This is a genomic window from Roseibium algicola (assembly GCF_001999245.1).
Lineage (GTDB): Bacteria > Pseudomonadota > Alphaproteobacteria > Rhizobiales > Stappiaceae > Roseibium > Roseibium algicola.
On the sequence record NZ_CP019630.1, the window covers coordinates 210700 to 235541 of the forward strand.

The 24842-nt window shown below is 57.3% G+C and carries 20 protein-coding genes and 1 tRNA gene; 9 read left to right on the forward strand and 12 right to left on the reverse strand.

The window, feature by feature from the left end; all coding sequences use genetic code 11:
* Window positions 1-124: 124 nt before the first annotated feature.
* Window positions 125-1507: a class II 3-deoxy-7-phosphoheptulonate synthase gene (locus tag B0E33_RS00955; RefSeq protein ID WP_023003903.1), complete on the reverse strand. Its 1383-nt coding sequence runs from the start codon at window positions 1505-1507 to the stop codon at window positions 125-127.
* Window positions 1508-1785: 278 nt separating this feature from the next.
* Here B0E33_RS00955 and B0E33_RS00960 point away from each other — a divergent pair, with 278 nt between their 5' ends.
* Window positions 1786-2517: a VIT1/CCC1 transporter family protein gene (locus B0E33_RS00960; RefSeq protein WP_031270701.1), complete on the forward strand. Its 732-nt coding sequence runs from the start codon at window positions 1786-1788 to the stop codon at window positions 2515-2517.
* 14 nt (window positions 2518-2531) lie between these two features.
* Here the strand turns inward: B0E33_RS00960 and B0E33_RS00965 are convergent, their stop codons facing one another.
* Window positions 2532-3128 carry a gamma-glutamylcyclotransferase family protein gene (locus B0E33_RS00965; protein ID WP_077290138.1) on the reverse strand — a complete coding sequence of 199 codons (597 nt, stop codon included), beginning with the start codon at window positions 3126-3128 and terminating at the stop codon, window positions 2532-2534.
* A gap of 53 nt (window positions 3129-3181) precedes the next feature.
* Here B0E33_RS00965 and B0E33_RS00970 point away from each other — a divergent pair, with 53 nt between their 5' ends.
* From B0E33_RS00970 to B0E33_RS00980, 3 genes are all read left to right on the forward strand, one after another.
* Window positions 3182-4375 (forward strand): aminotransferase class V-fold PLP-dependent enzyme, encoded by a 1194-nt coding sequence (locus tag B0E33_RS00970; RefSeq protein WP_062489088.1) that lies wholly within the window; start codon window positions 3182-3184, stop codon window positions 4373-4375.
* Window positions 4376-4467: 92 nt separating this feature from the next.
* Window positions 4468-6003: a diguanylate cyclase domain-containing protein gene (locus B0E33_RS00975; protein WP_156912299.1), complete on the forward strand. Its 1536-nt coding sequence runs from the start codon at window positions 4468-4470 to the stop codon at window positions 6001-6003.
* A gap of 202 nt (window positions 6004-6205) precedes the next feature.
* On the forward strand, window positions 6206-7753 hold the full coding sequence (locus B0E33_RS00980) for a sensor domain-containing diguanylate cyclase (RefSeq protein WP_208997740.1): 1548 nt from the start codon (window positions 6206-6208) through the stop codon (window positions 7751-7753).
* A gap of 58 nt (window positions 7754-7811) precedes the next feature.
* Here the strand turns inward: B0E33_RS00980 and gor are convergent, their stop codons facing one another.
* The 3 genes from gor to rpiA form a co-directional block, all read right to left on the reverse strand.
* Window positions 7812-9188 carry a glutathione-disulfide reductase gene (gor, locus tag B0E33_RS00985; RefSeq protein WP_077293098.1) on the reverse strand — a complete coding sequence of 459 codons (1377 nt, stop codon included), beginning with the start codon at window positions 9186-9188 and terminating at the stop codon, window positions 7812-7814.
* Between the two features lie 257 nt (window positions 9189-9445).
* Window positions 9446-9961 carry a DUF2059 domain-containing protein gene (locus B0E33_RS00990; protein WP_031270696.1) on the reverse strand — a complete coding sequence of 172 codons (516 nt, stop codon included), beginning with the start codon at window positions 9959-9961 and terminating at the stop codon, window positions 9446-9448.
* Window positions 9962-10016: 55 nt separating this feature from the next.
* Complete coding sequence (gene rpiA / locus B0E33_RS00995; RefSeq protein ID WP_023003895.1) at window positions 10017-10709, reverse strand: ribose-5-phosphate isomerase RpiA; 693 nt, start codon at window positions 10707-10709, stop codon at window positions 10017-10019.
* A gap of 353 nt (window positions 10710-11062) precedes the next feature.
* Here rpiA and B0E33_RS01000 point away from each other — a divergent pair, with 353 nt between their 5' ends.
* Entirely contained in the window at window positions 11063-12706 is a 1644-nt protein-coding gene (locus tag B0E33_RS01000) for a methyl-accepting chemotaxis protein (protein WP_208992146.1), read from the forward strand.
* A 324-nt stretch (window positions 12707-13030) separates the two neighbouring features.
* On the opposite strand, the gene B0E33_RS01005 is transcribed toward B0E33_RS01000, so the two are convergent.
* Entirely contained in the window at window positions 13031-13462 is a 432-nt protein-coding gene (locus tag B0E33_RS01005; protein ID WP_156912300.1) for a hypothetical protein, read from the reverse strand.
* A 412-nt stretch (window positions 13463-13874) separates the two neighbouring features.
* Here B0E33_RS01005 and B0E33_RS01010 point away from each other — a divergent pair, with 412 nt between their 5' ends.
* Window positions 13875-14537, forward strand: coding sequence for an HAD hydrolase-like protein (locus B0E33_RS01010; protein WP_167579475.1), 663 nt, complete (start codon window positions 13875-13877; stop codon window positions 14535-14537).
* Window positions 14538-14555: 18 nt separating this feature from the next.
* Here B0E33_RS01010 and B0E33_RS01015 read toward each other — a convergent pair whose 3' ends face one another.
* Window positions 14556-16511, reverse strand: a complete 1956-nt coding sequence (locus B0E33_RS01015) for a DUF4139 domain-containing protein (protein ID WP_077290141.1) — start codon at window positions 16509-16511, stop codon at window positions 14556-14558.
* 387 nt (window positions 16512-16898) lie between these two features.
* Between B0E33_RS01015 and B0E33_RS01020 the strand changes: the two genes are divergently transcribed.
* From B0E33_RS01020 to B0E33_RS01030, 3 genes are all read left to right on the forward strand, one after another.
* Window positions 16899-16973: transfer RNA gene (locus B0E33_RS01020), tRNA-Val, on the forward strand.
* A 243-nt stretch (window positions 16974-17216) separates the two neighbouring features.
* The gene (locus B0E33_RS01025) at window positions 17217-17651 is read left to right on the forward strand and encodes a hypothetical protein (protein WP_077290142.1); all 435 of its coding nucleotides are present in this window, start codon (window positions 17217-17219) and stop codon (window positions 17649-17651) included.
* 125 nt (window positions 17652-17776) lie between these two features.
* A complete protein-coding gene (locus B0E33_RS01030; protein ID WP_077290143.1) occupies window positions 17777-19633 on the forward strand; it encodes a tetratricopeptide repeat protein in 1857 nt (618 codons plus the stop codon).
* 72 nt (window positions 19634-19705) lie between these two features.
* Here B0E33_RS01030 and B0E33_RS01035 read toward each other — a convergent pair whose 3' ends face one another.
* The 5 genes from B0E33_RS01035 to B0E33_RS01055 form a co-directional block, all read right to left on the reverse strand.
* Window positions 19706-20608 carry a class I SAM-dependent methyltransferase gene (locus B0E33_RS01035; RefSeq protein WP_077290144.1) on the reverse strand — a complete coding sequence of 301 codons (903 nt, stop codon included), beginning with the start codon at window positions 20606-20608 and terminating at the stop codon, window positions 19706-19708.
* A 116-nt stretch (window positions 20609-20724) separates the two neighbouring features.
* A complete protein-coding gene (locus tag B0E33_RS01040; RefSeq protein ID WP_055653552.1) occupies window positions 20725-21906 on the reverse strand; it encodes an acylneuraminate cytidylyltransferase in 1182 nt (393 codons plus the stop codon).
* 31 nt (window positions 21907-21937) lie between these two features.
* Complete coding sequence (locus B0E33_RS01045) at window positions 21938-22687, reverse strand: class I SAM-dependent methyltransferase (protein WP_077290145.1); 750 nt, start codon at window positions 22685-22687, stop codon at window positions 21938-21940.
* A 64-nt stretch (window positions 22688-22751) separates the two neighbouring features.
* Complete coding sequence (locus B0E33_RS01050; RefSeq protein ID WP_023003886.1) at window positions 22752-23615, reverse strand: N-acetylneuraminate synthase family protein; 864 nt, start codon at window positions 23613-23615, stop codon at window positions 22752-22754.
* A 244-nt stretch (window positions 23616-23859) separates the two neighbouring features.
* On the reverse strand, window positions 23860-24672 hold the full coding sequence (locus tag B0E33_RS01055) for a ferredoxin--NADP reductase (RefSeq protein ID WP_023003885.1): 813 nt from the start codon (window positions 24670-24672) through the stop codon (window positions 23860-23862).
* Window positions 24673-24842 lie beyond the last annotated feature (170 nt).

The window sequence follows — 24842 nt, forward strand, 5'->3', positions numbered from 1 at the left end:
TATGCGCGTCGAGCGTTAAGCGAGGCTTACCTCAGGGCACGTTCATCCGGAAAATTCCGGAAAAAACGCAAAAGGGCGGCAAATGCCGCCCTTTCAGATAACGTTACGGAAGAGGCAATCCTCTTTATGCGCTTGCCGCAAGCGGCTCAACCTGCCGGCCGTCGCGTTCCTTCTTCAGGTTTTCCGCGATCAGGAATGCAAGCTCCAGCGCCTGATCCGCATTGAGGCGCGGATCGCAATGGGTGTGGTACCGGTCGCCGAGCTGGTCTTCGGTCAGGGCGCGCGCCCCGCCCGTGCACTCGGTCACATTCCGGCCGGTCATTTCGATGTGAACACCACCGGCATGCGTGCCTTCCGCCCGATGAACCGCAAAGAAGGCTTCAACTTCTTTCAGGATCCGGTCGAACGGACGGGTCTTGTAACCGCCAGCGGAAATGGTGTTGCCATGCATCGGATCGCAGGACCAGACAACCGTCTTGCCTTCCCGCTCGACAGCGCGAACGAGCTGCGGCAGGTGGTCGAACACCTTGTCGGCGCCGAAGCGGGCGATCAGCGTCAAGCGGCCCGGTTCGTTTTCCGGGTTCAGGATGTCGATCAGCTCCAGCAGGCCATCCGGTGACATGGACGGGCCACACTTGAGGCCGATCGGGTTCTTGATACCGCGGAAGAATTCCACATGGGCGTGGTCCGGCTGACGCGTCCGGTCGCCGATCCAGATCATGTGGCCGGAAGTCGCATACCAGTCACCCGAGGTGGAATCGACGCGCGTCAGGGCTTCTTCGTAGCCAAGCAGCAGAGCTTCATGGCTGGTGAAGAAATCGGTTGACCGAAGCTGCGGAACGCTATCGGCGTTGATGCCGCAGGCCTTCATGAAGTTCAGTGACTCCGAAATGCGGTCGGCCAGTTCCTTGTAGCGATGGCCTTGCGGGCTATCGGAAATGAAGCCGAGCATCCAGCGATGAACCTGGTCGAGGTTTGCGAAACCGCCCTGCGCGAAAGCGCGCAAAAGGTTCAGCGTGGCTGCCGACTGACGGTAAGCCATGGCCATGCGGCCCGGATCCGGGATACGGCTTTCCGGGGTGAAATTGATGTCGTTGATGATGTCGCCGCGGTAGCTCGGCAGCTCGACGTCACCCTTCTTCTCGAAATTGGAAGAACGCGGCTTGGCGAACTGACCAGCGATCCGGCCGACTTTCACAACCGGCTGGCTGGCGGCATAAGTCAGCACGACAGCCATTTGCAGGAAGACGCGGAAGAAATCACGGATGTGGTCGGGATGATGCTCGGCAAAGCTTTCGGCGCAGTCACCGCCCTGGAGCAGAAAACCGTTGCCCTGCGCGACATTTGCCAGCTGGCTCTTCAGCGCACGTGCCTCACCTGCAAAAACCAGCGGCGGATAAGTCGACAGGCGCTGTTCAACATCCGCCAAAGCCTCTTGATCCGGGTATTCCGGAACCTGCAAGATCGGCTTCGATCTCCAGCTGTCCGGGCTCCACTTCTCCGCCATACTTCCTACTCCTCACTGGACCCGCAGGTTCGTTTCACACCCTAGATCACGCGGTCCGCGACATTTTCGTTCGTTTGGGCCTGCCAATTGAAGGCAAACGTGCGGCCTTATACACTTCATGGGCCGCCAAGGCCACAGGGCAATCCCCCAAAATATACCCTGTTTCAAGGATCATTTTCGCCACTTCTGCGTGGACACGAAATCCTTGCCTTTGAGGCGGATCATTGCGGGTGGTGATCCGGGGATGCATCGTGTGCGAAATCACACAGGATGACCTCATGCCGACACCTCGTCTGGAGCATAGCCACAGGCCCGATGACATCGCGAACCGGCTCGCTTCAGGACCGGACGCAAGCTACCTGAGAGACTGGGTCTACGGCGGCATAGACGGCGCCGTCACCACCTTTGCCATTGTTGCAGGGTCCGTCGGCGCGGATCTCTCTCCAACGATTATCCTCATCCTGGGAGCTGCCAACCTGTTTGCCGACGGGTTTTCCATGGCGGCAGCCAACTACACCGGTTCCAAATCCGAAATCGAGGATTACGCCCGCCTCAAGGCGGTCGAGGAAAAGCACATCGCCGTGGCGCCAGATGGCGAACGAGAGGAAATCCGGCAGATTTTCCGCGCCAAGGGTTATGACGGACCAGACCTGGAAACCCTGGTCGAGCTGGTTTCCTCCAACAAATCCATCTGGATCGAAACCATGATGCAGGCCGAATACGGTCTGTCGAACACGGCGCGATCGCCAATGAGGGCAGCGCTTTACACCTTCGCCGCCTTCGTTCTGTTCGGCTCGATCCCACTGCTGCCGTTCGTCATTCCGGTGCCAGCCAGTGCAGAAACCGCGACAATCCTCACGATACTCGCCTTTTTTACCATCGGCTCCCTGAGGGCGCGCTGGTCGCAGCGGCATTGGTTTTCCTGCGGGCTGGAAACAAGCGCAATCGGCACCCTGGCCGCGGGCATTGCCTTTGCAGTCGGATACGGCCTGCAAACGCTGCTCGGCTGACGGTTCGATAATGCCTAAGTGGCCGGGGAAAGAAAGTTGACCCCGAGGTCTTTCAGCTTGCCGTCGATCAGCTTCGCCACTTCCGGATCGAGCACAATCTTGCGCGGATAGAGCGGATTTGCCCGGTCCGGCAGTACAGGCACATGCCAGCCGTCAGTCGTTTCCAGAAAATGGTCGATCCCTGCTTCGCCCCAGAAACGGTGGAACCCGGCCAGAACACAATCCAGGTAACTTTGCAGGATCGGATGTTTGTCCGTGCCCCAGCGGCAATGTTCTGGCGCAGCTCTGAATAGAAACAGTTCGTCAGGCCCCGGCCGCATTGACGCGTCGCAACGAAATGCGCCGCCGACAGCTTCGACCTTCAGGTATCGTTTCTCGCGCAGTTCCAGCTCGGCAAGGCGGGTCTTGGGTTCACGCGCCATCACCCCCAAGATGCGTGATCCTTCCTTTTCCCGTACAGTCAGGGCGCAGCGCCCCTGGCCGTCCGGGCTCTCGCCGCACACCTTCCATTCCCGCACCCAACCGTGGAGGGTTCCGGGCGTCACTTCAACGCCAGCGGGAATAGTGTCAATATTGACTAGGGAACCATAACCAAAATATGTGATCGTCATCTGGTGCTTGTCTAGCGCTTGTATGTTTTTCTTAGATTGTTTCCGAGGGTTTCATGATCGTTCCGTCTCTTACCCAGCAGGATATCGACCTCATGAGGGACGATACTCCGGGTGTACGTCAGCTCATTCACTTTAACAATGCGGGAACGGGGCTGGCCCCCACTCCTGTTCTTGAAGCAGTTAAGCAGCATCTTGATCTTGAAGCGACCCTCGGCGGATATGAAGCCGCAGCGGCCGCCAAGACCGCAATGGACACCTTTTATACGTCTCTGGCAGCTTTGATCGGCAGCAAACCGCAGGAAATAGCCTATATCGAAAATGCCACCCGGGCCTGGGACATGGCTTTTTACGGCATCGACTTCCGCGAAGGAGACCGGGTTGTCACCGGCCGCGCCGAATACGTCTCCAACTACGTTGCCCTGCTGCAGATGAAACGCCGCAAGGGGATCGAGATCGATATTGTCGAGGACGACGAATTCGGGCAAATCGACCTGAAGGCCCTGAAAGCCGCGATTGGTCCGAAAACGCGGCTCATCGCCCTTACGCACGTCCCGACCTTTTCCGGACTGATCAATCCTGCTGAAGAGGTTGGAGAGATCGCGCGGCAAACGGGTGTCCTTTATCTTCTCGACGCGTGTCAGTCCGCAGGGCAGATCCCGCTGAATGTCAACGAAATCGGTTGCCATATCCTGTCCGGCACCGGGCGCAAATATCTGCGCGGTCCGCGCGGCACCGGATTTCTCTACGTCAGCGACGCCGTGCTTGACCAGGTAGAACCGCCGTTTGTCGATCTTCAGGCAACGGAGTGGATCGACGAGGATCGTTATGAACTTGTTCCCCACGCACGCCGTTTCGAAACCTGGGAACGCTATGTCGCGGGGCAGATCGGCCTGGGTGTTGCCGTCAGCTATGCCATCGGCTTCGGCATGGAGCGGATCGGCAACAGGATCTGCGGGCTTGGCGCTCAGCTCCGGTCTGAGCTATCTGCACTTCCCGAGGTAACCCTTCACGACAAGGGCCAGCGCAAGGGCGGCATCGTCACGTTCTCGCTGGCCGGTGAAAGCCCGGCACAGACCAAGCTACGGCTCGGGCAAGCCGGTATCAACGTTTCGGTCAGCCAGGCCAGCTCAGCCCGGATCGACTTGCCGCTCCGGGGTCTTGATGCCGTGGTGCGGGCGTCGGTCCATGCGTTCAATTGCGAAGAGGAAATTGAACGCTTTGTTAAGTGTCTCGGTAGTTTTCGCTAGGTGAGCACCCCAGAAAAGCGTCTCCCCCACCCGGTGTTAAAGTTCTTCGGCTAAACAGCTGTCGCATCCGGGTAAGAGGGGATGGCGGTTTCTTGTTCCGTTTAAAGAAAAAGACGTCTGAAGCAACACATCCAGGGCTGGAGGCTCCAGAAGCCGGCCGGCAGATCACGGTGTGGATCTACAGCCTTGCCGCGCTCGTGATTTTCCTGTCGACCGCTTCCCTCACCTTCATTGCCCACATGGCCTGGGGCGAAGCCGACAGGCGCGCCCTTGAAGCCGAGCAGATGCGCCTGACCAACACCTTGAAGGACATCCACCGCCAGGTCGCGCGAGACCAGGTGACGATGGCTCAGTGGGACGATACCTTCAACGCCCTTCAGGCCCCTCTGGACCGCGAGTTCATCGAAGACGAGCTGATCGGCGACCTTTGGGAAGATTTCAACCTCGACCGGACTTTCGTCGTGATGCCGGACGGGACCTTGATCGCGCAGGCAATAAGGGACGATGTCCTGATTGAAAATCGGCAATTGCCGGCCGAAAATCTTGTTCGGAAGCTTGCCGAACAGACGGCTGCGGCTTTCGGGAAGCGGCAGGACGGTTCCAACTCCGTTTTTGCCGAATGGTACATGCCGCAGTCCGCGTTGCTGGAAACGTCTCAATCCGCCTTTGCCCTGATCGACGGATCCCGAGCATTCCTCAGCGCCATACCGGTTCTACCCGATGAAGGTCATGTCCGGCTGGAAGGCGACTATCCGGCAATCCTGGTCAATGCCGTCTACATAGATCAGGACTGGCTGACCGGACTGAACGAACAACTCGGCTACAGGGATTTCCGGTTTTTCCCAGGTGAACCTGAACGCAAGCACCCAACGAATTACCTTGTGCAGGCGGCAGACGGGTCCACGTTCGGCTATTTCAAATGGGACCATTCCAAACCGGGTCGCGAAATCTGGATCATGGCCCTGCCGCTGATCGTCCTGTTGGCATCCATCATCGCAATCGTCGCCTTCGCGCTTGCAACGAAGATCAGCCGTCTGTCGGCCTCGCTTGAAGAAAGCGAACGGAAGAACCGCCACTTTGCGCGACACGACGCTCTGACAGGGCTGCCGAACCGGCATCATTTTTCCGACTGCCTCACTTTCTCGCTGGATGGCCTGCCGGATCGTGGATTTGCGATATTTGCTTGTGATCTCGACCGCTTCAAACCGGTGAACGACACATATGGGCATGAAGCCGGTGACCGGGTCATCTGCACTGTTGCCGACCGTATGCGGCTTCTGGTCGGCAAGGATGGTGTCGTCAGCCGGATTGGAGGAGACGAATTCATTGTCCTCTTCACCAAGCATACAGACAGGGACAGGCTTGCAGCACTGGCCGAGGAAATCCGCCGGTCGATTGCCGAGCCGATAGACATTGGTGGAGGTCAACAGGTCGACATCGGTGTCAGCATCGGCATTGCCAGCGCGCCAGAGTCCGGCACAAGTGAGAAAGATCTGATCCGCATGGCCGACATGGCGCTTTACCGGGCGAAGGAAAAGGGCCGCAATGCTTATGAATTTGCGGGCCCGCACAGTCTCGAGGCTGCCAAGGCCCGCAAGCAGATGGACCTGCAAGCATTTCCGGCGTAACGCTAACGCGCACTGCCGGAATCATCAAATTACATTGTCATTAATACTATAAAACGCTGAGCCCACCGGGAATATACCTTACTAAAACTCTCAAGTTTTTTAGTACTCCCACTTCCTGTTAAGGTATTCGTTGATACAATCACTTTACTCTTTAGTGGCAAGAATTCAGAATAACAGGCAAAGACCCAATCGGGATCGCAACTTGACCGAGTTTCGGCGTAGATATAGCGACCAGGCCGCGAAAATTCCCCGGCAGCATATTTCCCGGCTGGCGTTTCTGCTTGCCGGATTGCTGATTGCCGTCACGTCTGTTTCGTTGCTGTTCGTCGGTTTCGTTGCCTCTCAAGCTTCCCGGCAGCAGGCCATCGCCAACGAGCAACGTCTGTTCCAAAGCGCGCTGGCAGATCACCTTCGCACCATCGTTCGCGAGCAGATCGGCATCGCGTCGTCGGACCAGTCGGTGCTCAAGCTGGTGCGCAATTTCGATCCCGACTACGTTCGAAGCAGCTTCGACACCCTCTGGTCAACCTATCGTCACAGCAAGGTTATGCTGATTTCCGGAAACGGAGATGTTCTGGCTGAATCCTTCGCCGACTATACCCACATCATCCGGCGTCCGGTTTCCGAAACGCCGGAGCTTGAAATTGTTCATGAAAAACTGAAGGCGCTATACCTGCAAAACCGCGTGCGGGTGCCTGGCGGTTTCGGTCACAAGTCCCTGCAAGGAGCAGATCCCGGGGAATATGCCGTCATGGGTTTTGTCCATATCGACGGCAAACCGGCCATATTCGGCGCAATGCCGATCATTCCGGACGACTATGAAGAGACTTTGCCCGACGGGCCTCCCACCGTGCTGCTGTCAGCCCATTATGTTGACGCCTACTTGCTCGGCCAGCTCAACGCGCAGCTGAATTTCGCCAATTTCGGTTTTGAGGAAGATGCAGGCGTGCCCGGCAAAGGGCCGCGCCATCTTGTCAAGGATCAGAATGACAACCCGCTCGGAACCTTTCGCTGGGACAGCCAGACCGTCGGCGAATCTATCTGGCCAACCATCGTCCCTGTCATCGTGGTTCTGAGTGTTGCCCTTGGCGCCCTCGCCTTCGGCATTGCCTGGCGGATCGGCCAGCTGACCACATCCCTTCAGGCGAGCGAACACCAGAACAGGTACCTCGCTCTGCACGATACGTTAACGGGGCTCGCTAACCGCCTGCAGTTCAACCGTGTCCTGGAATCCTCGGTCAAAACCTTGCCGGACAAGCCCTTTGCCGTCATTCACTGCGATCTGGACAAGTTCAAGGCGGTGAACGACACCTTCGGGCATGCCGCGGGCGATATCGTCATCAAGACCATGGCGGAGCGCCTGAGCAAAGCCGTCGGCAAACCCGATCTGGTTTGCCGTATCGGCGGCGACGAATTCATGGTGATCTATCGTGGCAGTGTTGTGCGGGAAACCTTGAACACACTTTGCCGAGCTCTTGTTGCTGCCGGCGAATTGCCCGTACCGATCTCAAGTGGCGATATTGCGCAGATCGGCCTTAGTGTCGGCATCGCGATCGCCCCGGAGGACGGAACGACTTCCGAACAACTCGTCACCCGATCGGACGCCGCGCTATACCAGTCGAAGAAACTCGGCCGGGGCCGGTATTCCTTCTATTCCGATTCACTCGATCTGGAAGTCGGACCGGACGGCGTGTTGACTGACCCTGAAGACGAGCTGCTGCGCCGGGCAGCGTCAGGGCCTGCAGAATGAAACCGCTGCGGGACAAGTTGCCCCGCAGCGGCTCCTGACTTTCTGAATTGCCGCCGAACTACCCGCGCAGACGCTCGGTCGGTTCACGCATCGTGACGAGTTCTTCAGCAGCGGTCGGATGAACGGCGATCGTCCTGTCGAAGTCGGCCTTGGTCGCGCCCATCTGCAAGGTTATGCCGAGGATCTGAGCCAGTTCGCCGGCGTCCGGTCCCATGATGTGGACACCGAGCACTTTCTGCGTATCTGCATCGACGATCATTTTCATGAGCATCTTTTCATCGCGGCCCGACAAGGTGTGCTTCATCGGACGGAAGCTGGACTTGTAGATATCCAGATTGGGCGTCCGCTGCAGTGCTTCTTCCTGTGTGAGACCGACCGTGCCCATTTCCGGCTGCGAGAACACGGCAGTGGCAATCAGGCTGTGGTCGACCGTCCAGGGCTTGTTGCCGAAGACCGTGTCTGCAAAGGCATGGCCTTCCCGGATCGCAACCGGCGTCAGGTTAGCCCGGTTGGTGACGTCGCCAACGGCATAGATGGATGCCACATTGGTGCGGGAGTCCGCACCAACCTTGATCGCACCCGCCGCATCCATCTCGACACCGGCCTTCTCAAGACCGAGGTCACGGGTATGCGGGTTGCGGCCGATGGCGAACATGATCTGACCTGCGTCCAGCGCAAGCCCACCCTTGGTGTGACCTGTCAGAGTGCCGTCTGCCGCCTTCTCGATCCTGGAGAACGTGTCGTTGAGCACCACCTTGATGCCCTTCTTCTCCATTTCCTGGCGAACCGCGGTCCGAAGCTCACCGTCGAAGCCGCGCAGAATTTCCTCTCCGCGATAGATCAGCGTCGTATCGACCCCCAGCCCGTTGAAGATACCGGCAAACTCGACCGCGATGTAACCACCACCGGCAACCACGATCTTGCTCGGCAGTTCGGCAAGGTGAAAGGCTTCGTTCGAGGTGATGACATGCTCGCCACCCGGCAGACCTTCGTCCACGTTCGGAGACGCGCCGACAGCCACGAGAATATATTTCGCGCTCAAGGTCTGTCCGGTGGACAGCAGGCGGACGGTGTGGGCATCTTCGATCACCGCGCGGCTGTCGTGGACTTCCACGTCGGTCCGCTCGAGATTGCGCCGGTAGATCCCTTCGAGGCGCGTGATCTCCTGATCCTTTGCCGCAACAAGCTTGTCCCACGAGAAGGCGCGTTCGCCGACCGTCCAGCCGAAGCCTTCCGCATCTTCGAATTCTTCGGAAAACTTCGAGGCGTAGACAAACAGCTTCTTGGGCACACAGCCGCGAATGACGCAGGTACCGCCGTAACGGTACTCCTCGGCGATACCGACCCGGGCGCCGTGTGTCGCGGCAATTCTGGCAGCGCGTACGCCGCCGGAGCCGCCGCCAATAACAAAGAGATCGTAATCGTAGTCGGTCATCAGTGCCTCATCGTGATCAAAAGTCCGCCGGCTGCCGTCCGGCAGAGCCTTGCCAGCCCCGCAGATAGGCAACCGAAGCTGCGGTACAAGTCCGGATGCCCGGTCGGGCCAGGCCATCAGGGACAGCCAAAACGGGCCATTTCCAAAAGAATTGGGCCGCTTGCGCGGCCCGAAAGCCGGACATGACCCCGGCCTCACTTATTCGTGTGAAAGGCGTGTTCCCTGCCATCGGCATGGCCGACGCGGGAGCCCTGCCCTTACTGAGCTGCGTTCAGCTTGGCCAGTTCTTCCTGAACCATGGTCACCATTTCGGTGGAAACCTTGTCCTGCCATTCACGGGCAGCACCAACGGAATACTGCGTGATGGTCGGGATCTTTTCGGTCAGCTTCTGGCCGAGTTCCGTGCTGTAGAATTCAGCCAGCTGGTTCAGCTCTTCTTCGGTGAAGGCGTCTGCCCAGGCCTTGTAAACCAGATTGTTGAGCTCGGTCCGCTTCGGCGCCAGCGTCAGCGCGACATTCTGAACGACTTCGGCGATTTCTTCCGCACGGGTCGGGTCGGACTGAATGAAAGCCGTCCGGGTCTGTTCAGCAAGGATCGGAAGAATATCGTCAAATGGTTCCAGGACCTTGGTAACAACGGCAACCTGCTTGGCTGCGGCAAGGTGGCTTTCAGAAACGGCATCCTGTGCGGCTGCGCCCGAGGCGACAAAACCAGCGGCCATCATGGCTGCGCCCAATACAGCTGCCCGCGGGAAAGATTTGATAAGCTTCATTTTTCTACTCCTAGGCGGCTTTCATCTTTAGTCTGGAAAGCCAAATCCACACCACTTAGATGGGCAAGACGGTCTTTACCCCATCTGTGCCGGCCACGTAAGCTTTTGTTGCAAGTTCAATGAAGAGGCCGTGTTCGACAACCCCCGGGATGGCAACCAGCCGGTCGCCCAGGGTCTGGACCTCGGGTATGCTTTCAAGCTGCGCATCCAGGATGAAGTGACCTCCATCCGTGACGAAAGGCTGAGCCGATCCGCCGCGCAAAGCCATGTTCAACGGCAGTCCAAGATCCCCAAACACTTTCAGGATCGCGCGCCGCGTTGCTTCCAGACCGAAGGGAACGACTTCGATCGGCAGGGGAAAGCGGCCAAGCGTCGCAACTTCCTTGCTGCCGTCTGCAATGACGATCATGTTGGCCGACGCTGATGCCACGATCTTCTCGCGCAGCAAGGCTCCTCCACCACCCTTGATGAGCGACAGGTGCGGGTCCAGTTCATCGGCGCCATCGACGGTCAGATCAAGTTCCGGCAATTCATCAAGCGTGGTCAGGCGAATGCCGAGGCTCGACGCCAGTTCCCGAGTGCGCTCCGAAGTCGGCACACCGATAACGTCCAGGCCATCCTGTACCCGACGGGCAAGTGCATGGACGAAGAATTCCGCGGTCGAACCGGTCCCAATTCCAAGACGCATTCCGGATGTGACATCGTCGGCAGCGCGCTCCGCCGCCAGTTTCTTGTACTGGTCGCTCATTTACCGTTCCTAGGGCCAACCTGTCGGCGGAGAAGACCAAGCAATCATCTCCATCCGGCCGCCGGGTGCTTAACATGGCCGGCGTCCGCCGGTCCAGTGACATTCCCCCTCTTCAACGGGGAAACACCGCCATAGTGCCCATATCCGCGGTTTATTAACCATCATTTCAGACCAACAATAGATAATGCTTTCAATTGTCTAGGGTTTGGAAAGCACAGAATCAAATGAACATTCTTCGACTTAGACCAAGGCAGAAAGACGAATACAATAATTTAAACAACAAGATACCTGCCCCTGAGGAAACTGACAATACTTCCGGAAACCAGCCGGAAGCGCAGCTGGCGGCCAGCCAGATGAGCTTCGTTCTGGACAGCCTGGAAGACGATCTGCAAGTCGCGGCCAAGACCATCAACGCCGCGGCGGAGAAGGTGCAGGACCGGCTCGTCAGTCAGATGGACAAGCTGGAGACCATCCGCAGCGACAGTCAGTCTCTTGCGGACCAATCGGCCGTTGCCAATGAGAACGCTTCGGGACTGGCCACGTCCATTCAGGATCTCACCACCTCCAGCAGCGAAATCGGACAGCAGGTCGGTGTGTCCAACCAGTTGGCACAAGAGGCCCGCGACGTCGCGGCCCAGGTCAACCAGGGTGTTCTGGAGCTCAAGAACGCGATCGATGACATTGCCAATGTCGTCAGCCTGATTTCGGACATTGCCAAGCAAACAAACCTGCTGGCCCTGAACGCCACCATCGAAGCTGCCCGCGCAGGCGAAGCCGGCCGTGGCTTTTCCGTTGTCGCGAGTGAGGTGAAGGCGCTGTCGGTGGAAACCCAGTCGGCAACGGAACAGATTGTCGCCAACATCGACCGCCTCAACCAGTCCGCGGAACTCAGCCTCGGCTCGGTCAACCAGATCATCGATGTTATCGGCAGGATACGGCCCAGCTTTGCCGCTGTCGAAGATGCGGTTCAGACCCAGGTTGAGACCACGAACCGGATCGGTGACCAGGCACAGCAGACGGCGGACTTCGTTCAGGAAGTGCTGCGCACCGCGCAGACAATTACGGAGTCTGCTGCGGCAGCAGAAGAAGGAGGCATGCTGGCGCGCGAAACCGGTGCGGAAATGAGCACGGCTTCCAAAGCGCTGCAGTCCCGCTTCACCATGATGATCCGGCAGACCGAAATCGGCGATCGTCGTCAGCACGACCGATTGCCGATCAAGATTTCCGGATCGGTGACAGCAGGCGGAACATCCGCACAGATCGAGACCCACGACATTTCGGAAGGCGGCACGCTGTTCCGGCCCGAAGGTGGCTCCAACTTGAAACAGGGCATGAATGCCCGTCTTGATCTCACCGGGATCGGCCAGGTGGAAGTCCGCATCGTCGCCGTTTCCGAACATGGTTGCCACGGTTGCTTCGTCAACAAGGATGCCGGGTTCCAGGCGGCCCTGGAGCGCAAGATCGCATCCATTCATGAAAGCCACGCTGCCGAAGTGGAACGCGTCCAGACAGGGGCTTCACGCATATCCAACGCGATGGAAGATCTCATCGCGCAGCGTCAGCTGACCATGGACGACCTGTTCGATACCAATTACCAGCACATAGCCGGCACCAACCCGCCGCAAGTGTCGACGCGCGCGTTGGCTCATCTGGAAAAGATCCTGCCAACGATCCAGGAAGAAATCCTTGGCAAATGCAAAGGTATGGCCTTTTGTGCCTCGGTCGATCGCAACGGCTATCTGCCGGTACACAATCTGATCTACTCGAAGCCGCAAAAACCGGATGATGTTGCCTGGAACACGGCCAACTGCCGCAACAAGCGCATCTTCGATGACCGGGCCGGCCTCAGCGCGGCGCGCAACACGCGCCCCTTCCTGATCCAGTCCTATGCCCGGGACATGGGCGGCGGCAATATCGTCTGGATGAAGGAGATCGACGCGCCGATCATCGTTCAGGGCCGTCACTGGGGTGGCTTCCGGACCGCGTACAAACTCTAGCGTTTTGATCGCGGAGTATGATGGTCCAGTTTCCTCACAAGAACGGACATGGCACTATGGGCCAACATTAAATGAGATCGTCCAAACGAGAGAATAAACACGTCTTGCACTATCGATAAAATAGTGCCGATCAGGCGCAGGACCCGTTCGAATATTTTCTCTATCTATTGCGAAGCAGCTACCACACTTCGCAATGTCGACTTAGGGAGCCAGTATGGAAGCCCTGCCATTTTTGTGTTTGAGCCTGCCTTGTCATCGGCACCTTACTGACTTGGGCATACATCAGAATTGACTGCATGAACCTCTAAAGAATTAAAATAATAATTAATCAAAATAGTCAAAAATTTCATTGAAATTTGTAGTTACTTGAACCTGTATTACTCCACTATCAAAACCTCCCGCACCATTAAGAGCGACTTCATAAAGATATACAATTGATCCAGATTTCGAGAACTCAAAAAGGTACGACGACATGCTTTCTGAGTAATTCTTTCGTGCCAATATTCTACACTTATCGAAACCTTCTGGAAAATACCGCAAAAATGGTTCGACCACAGCATCGAAATTATCTTTAGGCGCCGAAATAATATTGTCAATTACGCCTATAAAATCTTCATAACTACCAGCCAAAAGCTTTTCACTGCTTCTTTTTACGTCTTCATGATCACTGTCCAACATTCCGTAGCAATCAGCTCGTGCTGACCCGATAGCTAAAGTTGACGCCAAGATTGCGGCTATCAACATCGGATATTTCATGTTCTTTCTCTCTTTCATAAACCAGCGACCGCGCAAGACTATTGGCATTGTTAGCGAGTAAATCATCCTGCGGGTAGTCTTTCACTGGCATTAAAAATGCGAAGTTACCGGCGTGACAAACCGCAAAACTATGTCAGGAAAAATGCGCGGATTGGCTGCATACCCAGCCACACGCTCACTGTATAAGGTGAAGCCATTTCGCGTCGTTTATGGGTCAATGCCATTTAACTTTCCAGCTCTGCCCATCACGCCCCTTGCGGCGGAGCGGCTATGCAGCTAGGCATTTAAGGCGGCCTGCGTTCGGGTGAATGCAGGCCTTTCCCACATTCCGGGGCCGGTTTACCTGCCCGCAATCATGCCTTTCAGCATGAATGCGTTCTTGCCGTCCCGCTCCTGCATTTCAGAGGGTCTCATGTCCGTTCTGGTTTTCGATCTGGATGGCACGCTGGTGTCGTCCATGGAAGATCTCGTCGCCACCTTGAACGTCGTCATGACCTCCGCAGGACATTCGGCCATTCCCCAGGACAACGTCGCCAACATGGTCGGCCTTGGTGCAAAGGTGCTGATCCAGCGCGGCCTGGAATTCAACGGCATTTCCTGGACCGATGAAACCGTGGCGCCGCTCTATGTGCATTTTCTGGAGCATTATGCCGCCAACATCGCGGTTCACACCAAACCGTTCGACGGCGTTGTCGCAGCGCTGGAAAACTTCCGTAAAGACGGATGGAAACTGGCGGTCTGCACCAACAAGGCCGAGCGGCTGACGCATCCGCTGTTGGCTGCACTCGATCTCGCCAGGCATTTCGACGCCGTCGTCGGCGGCGATACGTTTTCCGTGGCTAAGCCGCATGCCGAACCCGTGCATGGTGCCATCCACCGGGCGGGTGGAGAAATCGGCGGTTCCATCATGATCGGTGACAGCGGCACCGACATCGATGCCGCCCGTAACGCCGGCATTCCGGTCATCGCGGTCGATTTCGGCTATACGGTCGTGCCGGTCCGGGACCTTTCCCCGGACCGGGTCATTTCGCACTTCGACGAGCTGGCTGGTGCCGTCGCTTCGCTCAAGTCCTGAGGCTGGTTCTGTCAGACATCAGAATGTCCTGATGGCATCGCCCAGGGTTTCACGGATTTCTTCCCGGCGCACGGATAGTGCCGCAATTTCCGTATCGACATCCTCGATCCGGGTTTCGCTTTCCTCCAGCTTTCGGGCGGCACGCTTGTAGAGATCGGCCCCCGGCTCCAGAGCCGCCAGGTTGGCCCGGTGGCGTTCCTGGTCCCGGCTCTCCTCATCCTTTTCCAGCCGCAAGCGCTGGATCTGGCGCTCGATCTGGGCGATCTCGTTCTGCAGCTCAGACAGTTCCTTCAGCTTTGCAGCGGTTTCCTTGTCCGGCGAGCGCCTGGAGAGATAAAGCAGCTGGTTCGCATCGGTGGAGATCAGTGAATAAGTCTCCGACAAGGTCCGCTCCTGCAGGGCGGAAACCGTTTCCGTTGCTCCCGCTGGCACTTCCACCTTCAAACGGTGGTGCGTTGCGGTGCTGTCCAATTCCTGTTCGGAGGAAAACTGCCACCCGGGACGTTTGGCATGCTCGATGACGATCGTGCGGTCACCGTCCGGGGCTCCCTTGATCGCATATTGCGTCGAGGATCGCTCGCGCACCATCGCGTTCAGAACCCCGTCATTGACCTTGATCGAGACGATCTGGCTGTCTGCAGATGTTGACTGTGCAATCCTGACCTTCTTGTCGGTCGCAAAGCTTGCCATGCGGCTTTCGCCCGAAGGCATGCCGCTGATCTGCGCGTCGCCGACATATCCTTCCTTTTCGTCATAAACCGTCAGGATGCCCTGCGGCAGGCTGGTTTCGGTCTCGTTCTTGATCAGAATTGCAGCAATGGGATGCTGCAGGCCGCTTTCCGGCTGGAATACGGAAACCGTTTCGGCGGATACGACCTTGTCGACGATCGGCGCCGACAGGGTTTCCCCGCTTTCAAGGTCGACAGGCCATGGAATTGTGAAGGACGCGGTGACCGCGCCTTCGCTCACCTCGCCGACATTGGCAGCGGCCATGTTGAGAACCATTTCCGGCGCAACCGCCGAGCCAATGAAGCTGGAACGCGCCGCGCCCGGCATGCGGGCCTCGCTCTCGGCAACATCAAACTGCGGTTCCGCCCCCATGTCGACAGGAGGCACGTAGCCACTGGACACATCCACCGGCACTTCCTGCCGTTGCTTCCAGTAAAGATCGTGGAGCCGCTGTTTCAGCGTTACCGGAGCGCCGGAAGACAGCGTTATCCTGACATCGTCCCAGTCCTCGCCGCTGGCGTTTTCAAGTACGGCCCAGGCCTGCAGCCGGGCCTTGTCATCAGCCATCGTCACCACGCGGTAAGCCGTCTTCCAGATGGGCGCCGGCACGACGTAGGAAACCGCAACCTCGCGTTCGCCCTCGCCTGCCACTTTCAAGGCAACGGTTCGCGCGCCGTCCGACTTGCCGTTGCCAACGGCCGACAAGGCCTTTGCAACCTTCTGCTGAATGTCTTCATCGAGAAACGTGACTTCGGTATCTGCGGACAGGCCGACACCGGTGATGCGACCATCACTGAGAACCGAAATGACAAAGGACTGCCCCCTGTCGCCGTCATCCTGCGCCGACACGCCGAGAACGAGCCCCTCGACCGTGGACCCGGCCTTTTCCAGACGCACGCGGGTCCCTTGCAGTTTTGCCAGAAGGCGTGCGGGCGACTGCAGGTCCTCAACGGTGAATGGCAGGTTCTTGAAGGTTTCCGCCAGCGGGTTCGGGCCGGGAAGAGTAATGCCCTCGACAACGCCTGCCTCGTCGAACACGACAATGCTCTTCAGCACATCGTTCACCTGTTCGAGCGGGACCGTCATGTTGATCAGACCGCTGCTGTCAATATCCGCCTTGCGCACCACTTCGGCGAGACCACCCGAAGACAGCGTGATGCTGGTAATGGGCCCATTGTCGGCGCCAAACGCCCCGGCAGGCAGGAAAAGGCCCACGAGTGCGAGAGAAGAAACGCGTGCAATCATTTAAAAACACTCCAAAAAACAGTCAGCGGAAACGATCGTCTGCTTTAAATACGGCCTTTTCGCGAAGACTGATAACGGCTCCTGACATAATCTGTCACGCGATACGACAGCCTTCCGGATCCGACCGCTTGATGAATACCTCACCAAACGGAAGACCGCGCCGACAGGAAACCGCCCCACATGACGGCACCCCCGATTTTCCAGACATTGCCGGTCAGACGACAAATATTTTCGCCCGGGACAGCGGGTCACCTCTTTCCGTCGCATCAACACAAAAAGCAATTAGCGACGACCGGCGAACACAGTAAGCAGACGTCGGCTCCAGAAAAAGGGTGTTGCGCAAGCCGTTGATTTGCCCTAGATACGCGCCACCAGCCGCCAAGGCATGGGCGATTAGCTCAGCGGGAGAGCACTCCCTTCACACGGGAGGGGTCACTGGTTCAATCCCAGTATCGCCCACCATTTTCCTTTGATTACCTCCAGATCCGGTTTCCGCAATTTTCACTACTTTGCCGTGATCCGATTCACCACAATTGCAACTCTTGCCAGAAATCTGGGCAAATTCTCCTGAAAACCAGCCCTGCAAAAGGTGAGCGTGTATATTGGTCAGATCCGTTCCGTTGAGCGGATCCTGATGATCGGGCGAACCGGAAGTGATCCGGTTTCGTGTTGCCCGCCAGCAAAGCCCTGGCTCCGGCACTGGGCATGGATGACATGTTTCGCTCCGCGACCAAAAAAGCTGCGGCACTTTTCCTGTTGTTTGCGGTCCTTGCGCCCGCAACGGTCGCTCGCGCGCAGTCCTCGCAGAACATCCAACTGCCGTCAGCTCCTCTGCTCACCGACGAGCAACAGCGGCTCAATCAATCGCTTCTGCAGCAGCAGATGTTGATTCTGGAACTCGAGCGACAACGACTGGCGCAGGAAAGGCTTGAACTGGAAGAAGCGCAGCGCGTTCAGCAATTGCGCGAAGAAAGAGTTCGCCTTTTACAACTGGAAAGACAACGCCGGCTGGGCCAGCCGCAAAACAGGTCTTACTATCGGCGCCAGCAATACCAGCGCGAAGACTACCGGCCGCAGCGGGGCCAGCCACAACAATACCAACGCCAGCAATTCCAGTCACAGCAGTTCCGACGGCAATAAGCTCTTTCGAGCAAGAAATTCAGGTTCAATCCCCAAGGTAATCCGGACAGTTTGGCTTGTCGGCCTGCCTTTGAGACCCCTTCCTGCTATTGTTCTTCAAGTGATTCCCGAAGAGCAGATAGAAGATGGCCACGCAAACCGCTCCAAATCCTTTACGCGAAAAGCTCGTCAAGGGGCTGTCCTATCATCAGTCAGGTGAGATTGAAAAGGCGCAGCGGTGCTACAAGCTGGTATTGAAAAAGGCGCCGACCAATCCGGATGCGCTCAATCTGCTAGGCGTGACCTACAGGCAATTGGGATCGCCCAAAAAGGCCGTTGAATACATCCAGAAGGCGATTGCCCAGAACCCGAACCAGGCGTCGTTCTATGCCAACCTCGCCCGAGCGATGATGGACATCGGAACGGATTCGGAAAGCATGCTCGCCGTTTCGGAAAAAGCCCTGTCGCTCAACCCGAAAGAGCGCGAGGCACTCAACATCAAGGCAATTGCGCTGACCGGGCTGCAACAGTTTGAAGAAGCGGAAGCAATCTTCAAGAGCTTGCTTGTCTCCAATCCGAACCATGGTGAAGTCTACACGAACTATGGCCTGCTTCTGCGCAAGAACAACCGATTTGAAGAAGCGCTCACCTTCTTCAAACGCGCGGAAATGCTTGCACCGGACAACGTGGAAAACTGTATCGAACAGGCCCGTTGTCGCCTTGAACTGAAACAGTTCGACGCCTCGCTCGAGGCGATCGACAAGGCCTTGGAGCGCTTCAAGAACAACCCGCTCCTGCTCCACGAAAAGGCCCGTATCCTGTTCTCGATTTCCAGGGCACACGAGGGCTTGAAATACGCCGAAGAGGCCGTCAGAGGCACACCGGGCAACTATCACTGCAAGGTTACGCTCGGGGTTCACTACCTCATGCTCGGCCGCGGACAGGACAGTATCGACATTCTCCAGAAGGCAAAGGAGGAAGCACCTGGCGGCGTGATTTCCGGCCTCGACTGGAACCTGTCGCTCGCCTATCTGTCGATGGGCAACCTCGAAACGGGTTGGGACATTCACGCGGCCCGCTTTGAAGACAAGAAAGCAACCTCCCAACGACGTGAGTTTCCAAAGCCGGAATGGGAAGGCGAGGATATCTCGGACAAAACGGTGTTGCTGTGGGGCGATCAGGGGCTTGGTGACGCGCTCAAGTGCGGCACGATGTTTCTCGATATCCAGGCGCGAGCGAAAAAGCTCATTCTCGAAGTGTCGGCGAAGTCGGTTCCCTTCTTCCAGAATTCGTTTCCGGAGATCCTTGTCAGGCCCGGCACGCCAAAGGACGACCAGGCCCCGGAGGATGCGGATTACGACATAACGGCCAACATGGTCGATCTAGCGCGCTATTTCCGGCGGGATTTCGAGAGCTTCAAGAAGGCCCCCTACCCGGTTTACAAATTCAACCAGGAAAAGGCCCGCGAATATCTCGGCAGGCTGCCGGACGCCGACAAGAAACCGATTATCGGCGTCTCCTGGCGCTCACGGAACCTGGAAAAATACCGCGCGCGCTATTACCTGTCCGCGCCTGATTTTGCGCCGATCCTTGATGCTGAAGACGCGATCTACGTCAATCTTCAGTACATGGCCCTGCAAAAGGAGCTCGACTTCCTGGTGGCCCGCTCGGAAGGAAAGTTCACCTATTTCCCGGACGTCGATCTCTTCAACGACCTGATGGCGGCCGCCGACCTGACCGCCATTTGCGATGTTGTGGTTTCGGCAAATACCAGTGTTGCAGACATGGCGGGCATTCTTGGCGTTCCCTGCGTGCGCTTCGGCCCGGTGGAACCCGCCCTGTTGCTCGGCCAGGCCAATCCTCCCTGGTATCCAAGCATGAAGTACATCTACATCGACGAGACGCATCCGACGGTGGAGATGGTACCGCAGGTCATTCAGGTCATGCGTGAAGAACTGGCAGCCGGTTATCCTGGCAAACGGAACGAACGGCTGGGCCTGTAGAAAGCTTTGCAGGCGCTGCCAGTGAACCTGCGGCAAAGCAGTGCGAACGTTTGTTGAACTGGCCGCTCCGCCTTAGCGAGCCTTTCTGGCAATCGCAACAAGCGTATCGGTCGCGTCGATCTTGCGGAGCGCAGCCTCGTAAGCCGACCTGAGTTCCGGTGTTTCCAATGCGGACAGGCTTGACTTGTGGCCACCGGGCTTGCCGTTGGCAAGCCAGCCGAGATGGTTGGAAAGCGGATACCGCTGCACCCCTTCAATCACGACATCCGCAAAGCCGGCAGCGACAAGCAGCCGCCTCAGGCTTTCGCGTGTGTGGAGAATAAGGTGCTGGCTCCAGAGGGTGAAATTCTTGAAAGCTTCGTTCTGAAGATTGGACAACAGGAAATCGGAAGCATGCGGAACCTCGACAATCAGTGTTCCGGTGTCCGTCAGCAGTGCGCGCAACTCTCGCAAGGTTGAAAGCGGGTCGGGAAGATGCTCCAGCACATGAAAGGCAAAGACCGCATCCTGCGTTGCCGGAGAGATCTGGTTTGGATTGTCCACGCAGCGATAGCCATCGGCAACCAGCGCCTCGATGTAACCCCTGTGCAGCTCGATCCCCGTGACATCGGCACCACGACTGGCGGCCTCTCTCAGGAAAAGCCCTTTCCAGCATCCAAACTCGGTGACTGTCTTGCCCGTATAAAACTGCTTGTAGGCATCCAGACGCCGGTACTGATCCTGTTGGTATTCGTAGTCCCAGTCGATGCGCTTGTAGAAGTCGTCCTTGCGGTGTTCAGCGCCTTCGTAGGTCTCGTCGCCGACATAGTAATCATTGATATAGACAACACCTGAAACCGTGTCGCGATAGACGGTCAAACCCTCCTTGTCGCGGGTACGGGGTGCAAAAACACTCTGGGTTTCAAGGGATGCAAGGCCGAGCTGCTGCAGCGTATCGAACACCGAAAGGTTCTTTTGCAGTGGGTCTACGGCCATATTTCACCTTCTCAGTCGCAAGGTGCCCGGGGAGCGAAGACGTTTGCAGATTGCACGTATCGCGAACCCCGAACCCAAATTCTTCCATGTCACCACCTGGAGTGATGACGGTCCTGTCAGTTGGCAATCATGCCCCGTGCAATCAGCAGCTCGGAGACTTCATTCAGCACACCGGCACCGCCGGCACTTTCCAGAACCACCGTTGCCGTTGCCTTCACTTCAGCAGGCGCATTGCGCGGCGCGATGCTCAGACCGCAAGCCTTCATGCAGTCGAGATCCGCAATGTCTGCGCCGATATAGGCAATCTCGGACCACTCCAGCCCCTTTTTGGTGCGCCAGTCCGAAAGGGTTTCCATCTTGTCGAACAGATGATGCTTGTAATCCATGGCAAGCTTGCGGGCGCGCTGGACAGCGAGACTGTCCTCTTCCCGATCCAGCATCAGCAACATCATGCCGCGGCCAAGCAGACGGTCGAGACCGATTTCATCATACCGGTTGCAGACGATTGACTCCGTGCCGTCTCGATTGACGAAAACCGTATTGTCCGTGTGCACACCGGCAAAGGCGGTCACAACCGCCCGCAAGGGCTGGGTCTCAGTCTCGGTCAGGAAGCCGGTGAAGGGTTCTGACCGGATGAAAGCCTCGGCCATGTCCCAGTCCTGTGAAGTATCGATCTCGATCCAGGTCGAATCCACCGGAACCAGGATCGTCTTTCCGCAGTAACGGTTGCCCGCTTCCAGGAATTCGGGAACACGCATGGCGTAGACGGCACCGTTTTCCCTGTATCTTGCAGAGATATCCTGCCGGCGAACGCGTTGTTTGCTCGGATCATGGTTGAGACCGACGCCTTCGCCGCTGGGGCCGACTTCCCAGTAGAAGCCATGGTCATCGACCACCGAGATCGCGCTGGTCGCGTTCTTGGCCAGCAACGCTTCCACAACATGATCGACATGATGTGCCTGCGTGAAAGGGGCCGTGCACTGCAGGAAAACCAGAATGTCCGGCGGTTCGCTGACAAGGCTTGGCTCGTTCTGCAGAAGATGGATCAACGCGGACTCCGAGCTCGCGGTCGGTCCGGAAAGTTCGGTCGGGCGCAAAACGGATTTTGCCCCGTATTTCTCACCGACTGTCAGAATTTCCGCTGAATCGCTCGAAACGAATACTTCAGACACGAAACGCGACCCGCGTGCAGCACGCACAGTCCGGCCGACAAGCGGAATGCCGTTCAAGGGCCGGATGTTTTTGCCCGGAAGACCGACGGAACCGCCTCTGGCAGGAATGGCCGCTACTATTTTCATTTTCTGCTCAACCACCTCGGAGAAGCTGGGGTCACTCTGGTTTGCGCGCGAACACGGTTACGAAAGATCCCCAGAACGCCGGCGACACATCCGCGTCGGCCCGTGCCATGCTGTCGAACGTTTCGCGCGTGGCAAAACGCGTTCCGAAATAGGGATATTCGACCATTTCGATGCGGAATCCCGTGTCACGCAGCAGCCTGACAAGAGAATCGTCAGAGAACAGGCTCACATGAGTTGGGTCATGCAGCAACCGGAAACGATCACCGTAGACCCGGGCGGCCGCAGAAGCGAAATTCGGCGTGCCACAAATGAAGTCACCACCCGGTTTCAGGATCTCGAAGATGGTTTCAACAAAGGGGATCGGCTCGTCGACATGCTCGATAACATGGTTGGCGGTCACCACATCGAACGTGCTTGAAGGAAACGTACCCTTCTCCAGAACACCGTGCCGAAGCTCTGCCGAACACCATTGGCGAGCGACCTCTACCGCCTTCTCGGAAGGATCCAGGCCGAAACACTCGTTCTTGCCCGTGAGTTGCTCAAGCAATTCGCCAAGGCCGAAGCCGATATCAAGCACTCGTCCCGGCGACCGTGCGTTGACGTAGTCCGCGATATAGCGAACATCTTCCTTGCGCTGATCACGCTCGGCTTCAATGTCCCTGACCTTGCCGTCCGGATCCGTCTTTGCTTCCCAATAGTCCTGCGGGAGCGGCCGGGCTGGATAAGCCACATAATAGCTCTCCCCCCGGTAAAGATTCAGGCAGCGGTCAATGATGGACATAAATGGCTCTTGAACAAAAAAAGGGCCGACCGGTTCCGGTCAGCCCACCAATACCTCAATCGTCTCACGCCGCCTGCAGCGTGACTTTCCGGCGAAGCTTTTCCGCGATCGGCTTCTCGTCTTCATAGAAGCGCAGAACCCCGTCGCCCCGGACCACTTCCACCCGGCGCACCTGCGAAACCAGCTCAGCGACTTCCGGCATTTCAAGCGACGCCTTCTGGTCGGACCCCCAGTCCGAGCGATCCAGCGTGACATGCCGTTCAATGGAACACGCCCCAAGAGCGGCGGCACAGACGCTTGGCAGGATACCTTCTTCGTGACCGGAAAAACCGATCTTCAGATGGGGGAAAGCGTCCTTCAGGGTCGAAATGCCAAGCAGATTGATCTCGTCATCGCGCGTCGGATAGGTGGAGGTGCAGTGGTACAGGCAGGCGATCTCGCCGCCGGAGCGCTCGATCACGTCAACGAAGCTCTTCACCATTGCCATGTCGCTCATGCCGGTGGAAACCAGCAAGGGCCGGCCACTGCGAGCGCAATACTCCAGGAAATCCCGATCGGTCACCATCGCGGAAGCGACCTTGATATAGGGGGTGTCGTAGTCCAGCAGGAAATCGACTGACCCTTCGTCCCATGGCGAGGCAAACCAGTCGATGCCCAGTTCCTTCGACAGCTTGTCGATGCGGTCGTAGTCGGCCTTGCCGAATTCCAGACCGCGCTTCAGATCGCCGTTCGTTGCGCCGAAGACGTTTTCACGGGGACGTGCCAGCTCTTCAGCGGAATAGACGACGTCGATCGTACGCTTTTGAAACTTGACTGCGTCGCACCCGGCCTCCTTCGACTTGCGGATCATTTCGAGGGCCTGGTCGATATCGCCATTATGGTTGATACCGATTTCGGCAATCACATAGGTTCGACTGTCGGAGATCATGGCTCAGTACCTTGATGTTTGGCCTGCAGCGTTCAAGTGGCCCTGCTGACTTGCCATTTTTAAGACAGATTCTTGCCACTGCAGGCAATGTCTGTCCACCCGCGAACCCCATATTAGGGTGTATTGACCCTGCTTTCTTTGGAAAACCCAAAATAGATCATTAATAAAGCCGCGGGGGCACGTGTTAAACACGCGCCCCCGGCCAAAGATCTAAGCATTAATAACAGATTAAGCCGTTGCCGACTCAGCCGACAAACGCACGCTCGACAACGAACTCTGCCGGCTTGTTGTTTGCACCTTCGGTGAGGCCTGCTTCTTCCAGAAGCGCCTTGGTGTCCTTCAACATGTCCATGGAACCGCAGATCATGCCGCGGTCAACGGCGGGATCGAGCGGCGGCACGCCGAGGTCTTCAAACAGTTTGCCGGACTTGATCAGATCGGTGATACGGCCCTGACGCGGAAAGTCTTCCCGGGTCACGGAGGTGTAATGGACCAGCTTGTCCTTTGCGAACTCACCGATCAGCGGATCGTTGATGGTTTCCTGCACAAGGTCCTCGCCGTATTTCAGCTCGGAAACTTCACGGCAGGTATGGGTCAGGATCACCTGGTCGAATTTTTCGTAGGTGTCCGGGTCACGGATCAGGCTCGCAAAAGGTGCGATGCCGGTTCCGGTGGAGAACATGTAGACGCGCTTGCCGGGGATGAGCGCATCGTTCACCAGCGTGCCGGTCGGCTTCTTCTTCATCAGCACGGCATCACCCGGCTGGATCTTCTGAAGATGAGACGTCAGCGGGCCGTCCGGAACCTTGATGGAGAAGAACTCGAGCTCTTCGTCCCATGCCGGGCTGGCGATGGAATAAGCGCGATAGAGCGGCTTGCCGTCGATCATCAGACCGATCATCACGAATTCCCCGGAGCGGAAGCGGAAGCTCGCCGGGCGTGTCATGCGAAAGCGGAACAGGCGGTCCGTGTAATGCTGGACGGATTTCACTTCCTCGACGAAAGCGCCAGCCGGGGCGGCAGCTTCGAGGTCGGCGGGTTTGGCAAGTACGTTCATGTCAATCTTGGTCCGTATGTCAGCGCTCGTATTAGATTGTGCCTCATGTAGCACTAGTCCAGCCTTGACTTGAAGCAACTGCGATCCACTAAACGCACTTAGTTCAAAAAAATCATTCTAAAAATGTTCAAGATTCCGTCCTACAGGCATTCGCAGGCCTACCCTGACGG

What these genes read in the sequence shown, in the direction of transcription:
- B0E33_RS00955 (WP_023003903.1), bottom strand. Translation starts at nt 1,507, where the DNA reads ATGGCGGAGAAGTGGAGCCCGGACAGCTGGAGATCGAAGCCGATCTTG.
- B0E33_RS00960 (WP_031270701.1), top strand. Translation starts at nt 1,786, where the DNA reads ATGCCGACACCTCGTCTGGAGCATAGCCACAGGCCCGATGACATCGCG.
- B0E33_RS00965 (WP_077290138.1), bottom strand. Translation starts at nt 3,128, where the DNA reads ATGACGATCACATATTTTGGTTATGGTTCCCTAGTCAATATTGACACT.
- B0E33_RS00970 (WP_062489088.1), top strand. Translation starts at nt 3,182, where the DNA reads ATGATCGTTCCGTCTCTTACCCAGCAGGATATCGACCTCATGAGGGAC.
- gor (WP_077293098.1), bottom strand. Translation starts at nt 9,188, where the DNA reads ATGACCGACTACGATTACGATCTCTTTGTTATTGGCGGCGGCTCCGGC.
- B0E33_RS00990 (WP_031270696.1), bottom strand. Translation starts at nt 9,961, where the DNA reads ATGAAGCTTATCAAATCTTTCCCGCGGGCAGCTGTATTGGGCGCAGCC.
- rpiA (WP_023003895.1), bottom strand. Translation starts at nt 10,709, where the DNA reads ATGAGCGACCAGTACAAGAAACTGGCGGCGGAGCGCGCTGCCGACGAT.
- B0E33_RS01000 (WP_208992146.1), top strand. Translation starts at nt 11,063, where the DNA reads ATGAGCTTCGTTCTGGACAGCCTGGAAGACGATCTGCAAGTCGCGGCC.
- B0E33_RS01005 (WP_156912300.1), bottom strand. Translation starts at nt 13,462, where the DNA reads ATGAAATATCCGATGTTGATAGCCGCAATCTTGGCGTCAACTTTAGCT.
- B0E33_RS01010 (WP_167579475.1), top strand. Translation starts at nt 13,875, where the DNA reads ATGTCCGTTCTGGTTTTCGATCTGGATGGCACGCTGGTGTCGTCCATG.
- B0E33_RS01015 (WP_077290141.1), bottom strand. Translation starts at nt 16,511, where the DNA reads ATGATTGCACGCGTTTCTTCTCTCGCACTCGTGGGCCTTTTCCTGCCT.
- B0E33_RS01025 (WP_077290142.1), top strand. Translation starts at nt 17,217, where the DNA reads ATGGATGACATGTTTCGCTCCGCGACCAAAAAAGCTGCGGCACTTTTC.
- B0E33_RS01030 (WP_077290143.1), top strand. Translation starts at nt 17,777, where the DNA reads ATGGCCACGCAAACCGCTCCAAATCCTTTACGCGAAAAGCTCGTCAAG.
- B0E33_RS01035 (WP_077290144.1), bottom strand. Translation starts at nt 20,608, where the DNA reads ATGGCCGTAGACCCACTGCAAAAGAACCTTTCGGTGTTCGATACGCTG.
- B0E33_RS01040 (WP_055653552.1), bottom strand. Translation starts at nt 21,906, where the DNA reads ATGAAAATAGTAGCGGCCATTCCTGCCAGAGGCGGTTCCGTCGGTCTT.
- B0E33_RS01045 (WP_077290145.1), bottom strand. Translation starts at nt 22,687, where the DNA reads ATGTCCATCATTGACCGCTGCCTGAATCTTTACCGGGGGGAGAGCTAT.
- B0E33_RS01050 (WP_023003886.1), bottom strand. Translation starts at nt 23,615, where the DNA reads ATGATCTCCGACAGTCGAACCTATGTGATTGCCGAAATCGGTATCAAC.
- B0E33_RS01055 (WP_023003885.1), bottom strand. Translation starts at nt 24,672, where the DNA reads ATGAACGTACTTGCCAAACCCGCCGACCTCGAAGCTGCCGCCCCGGCT.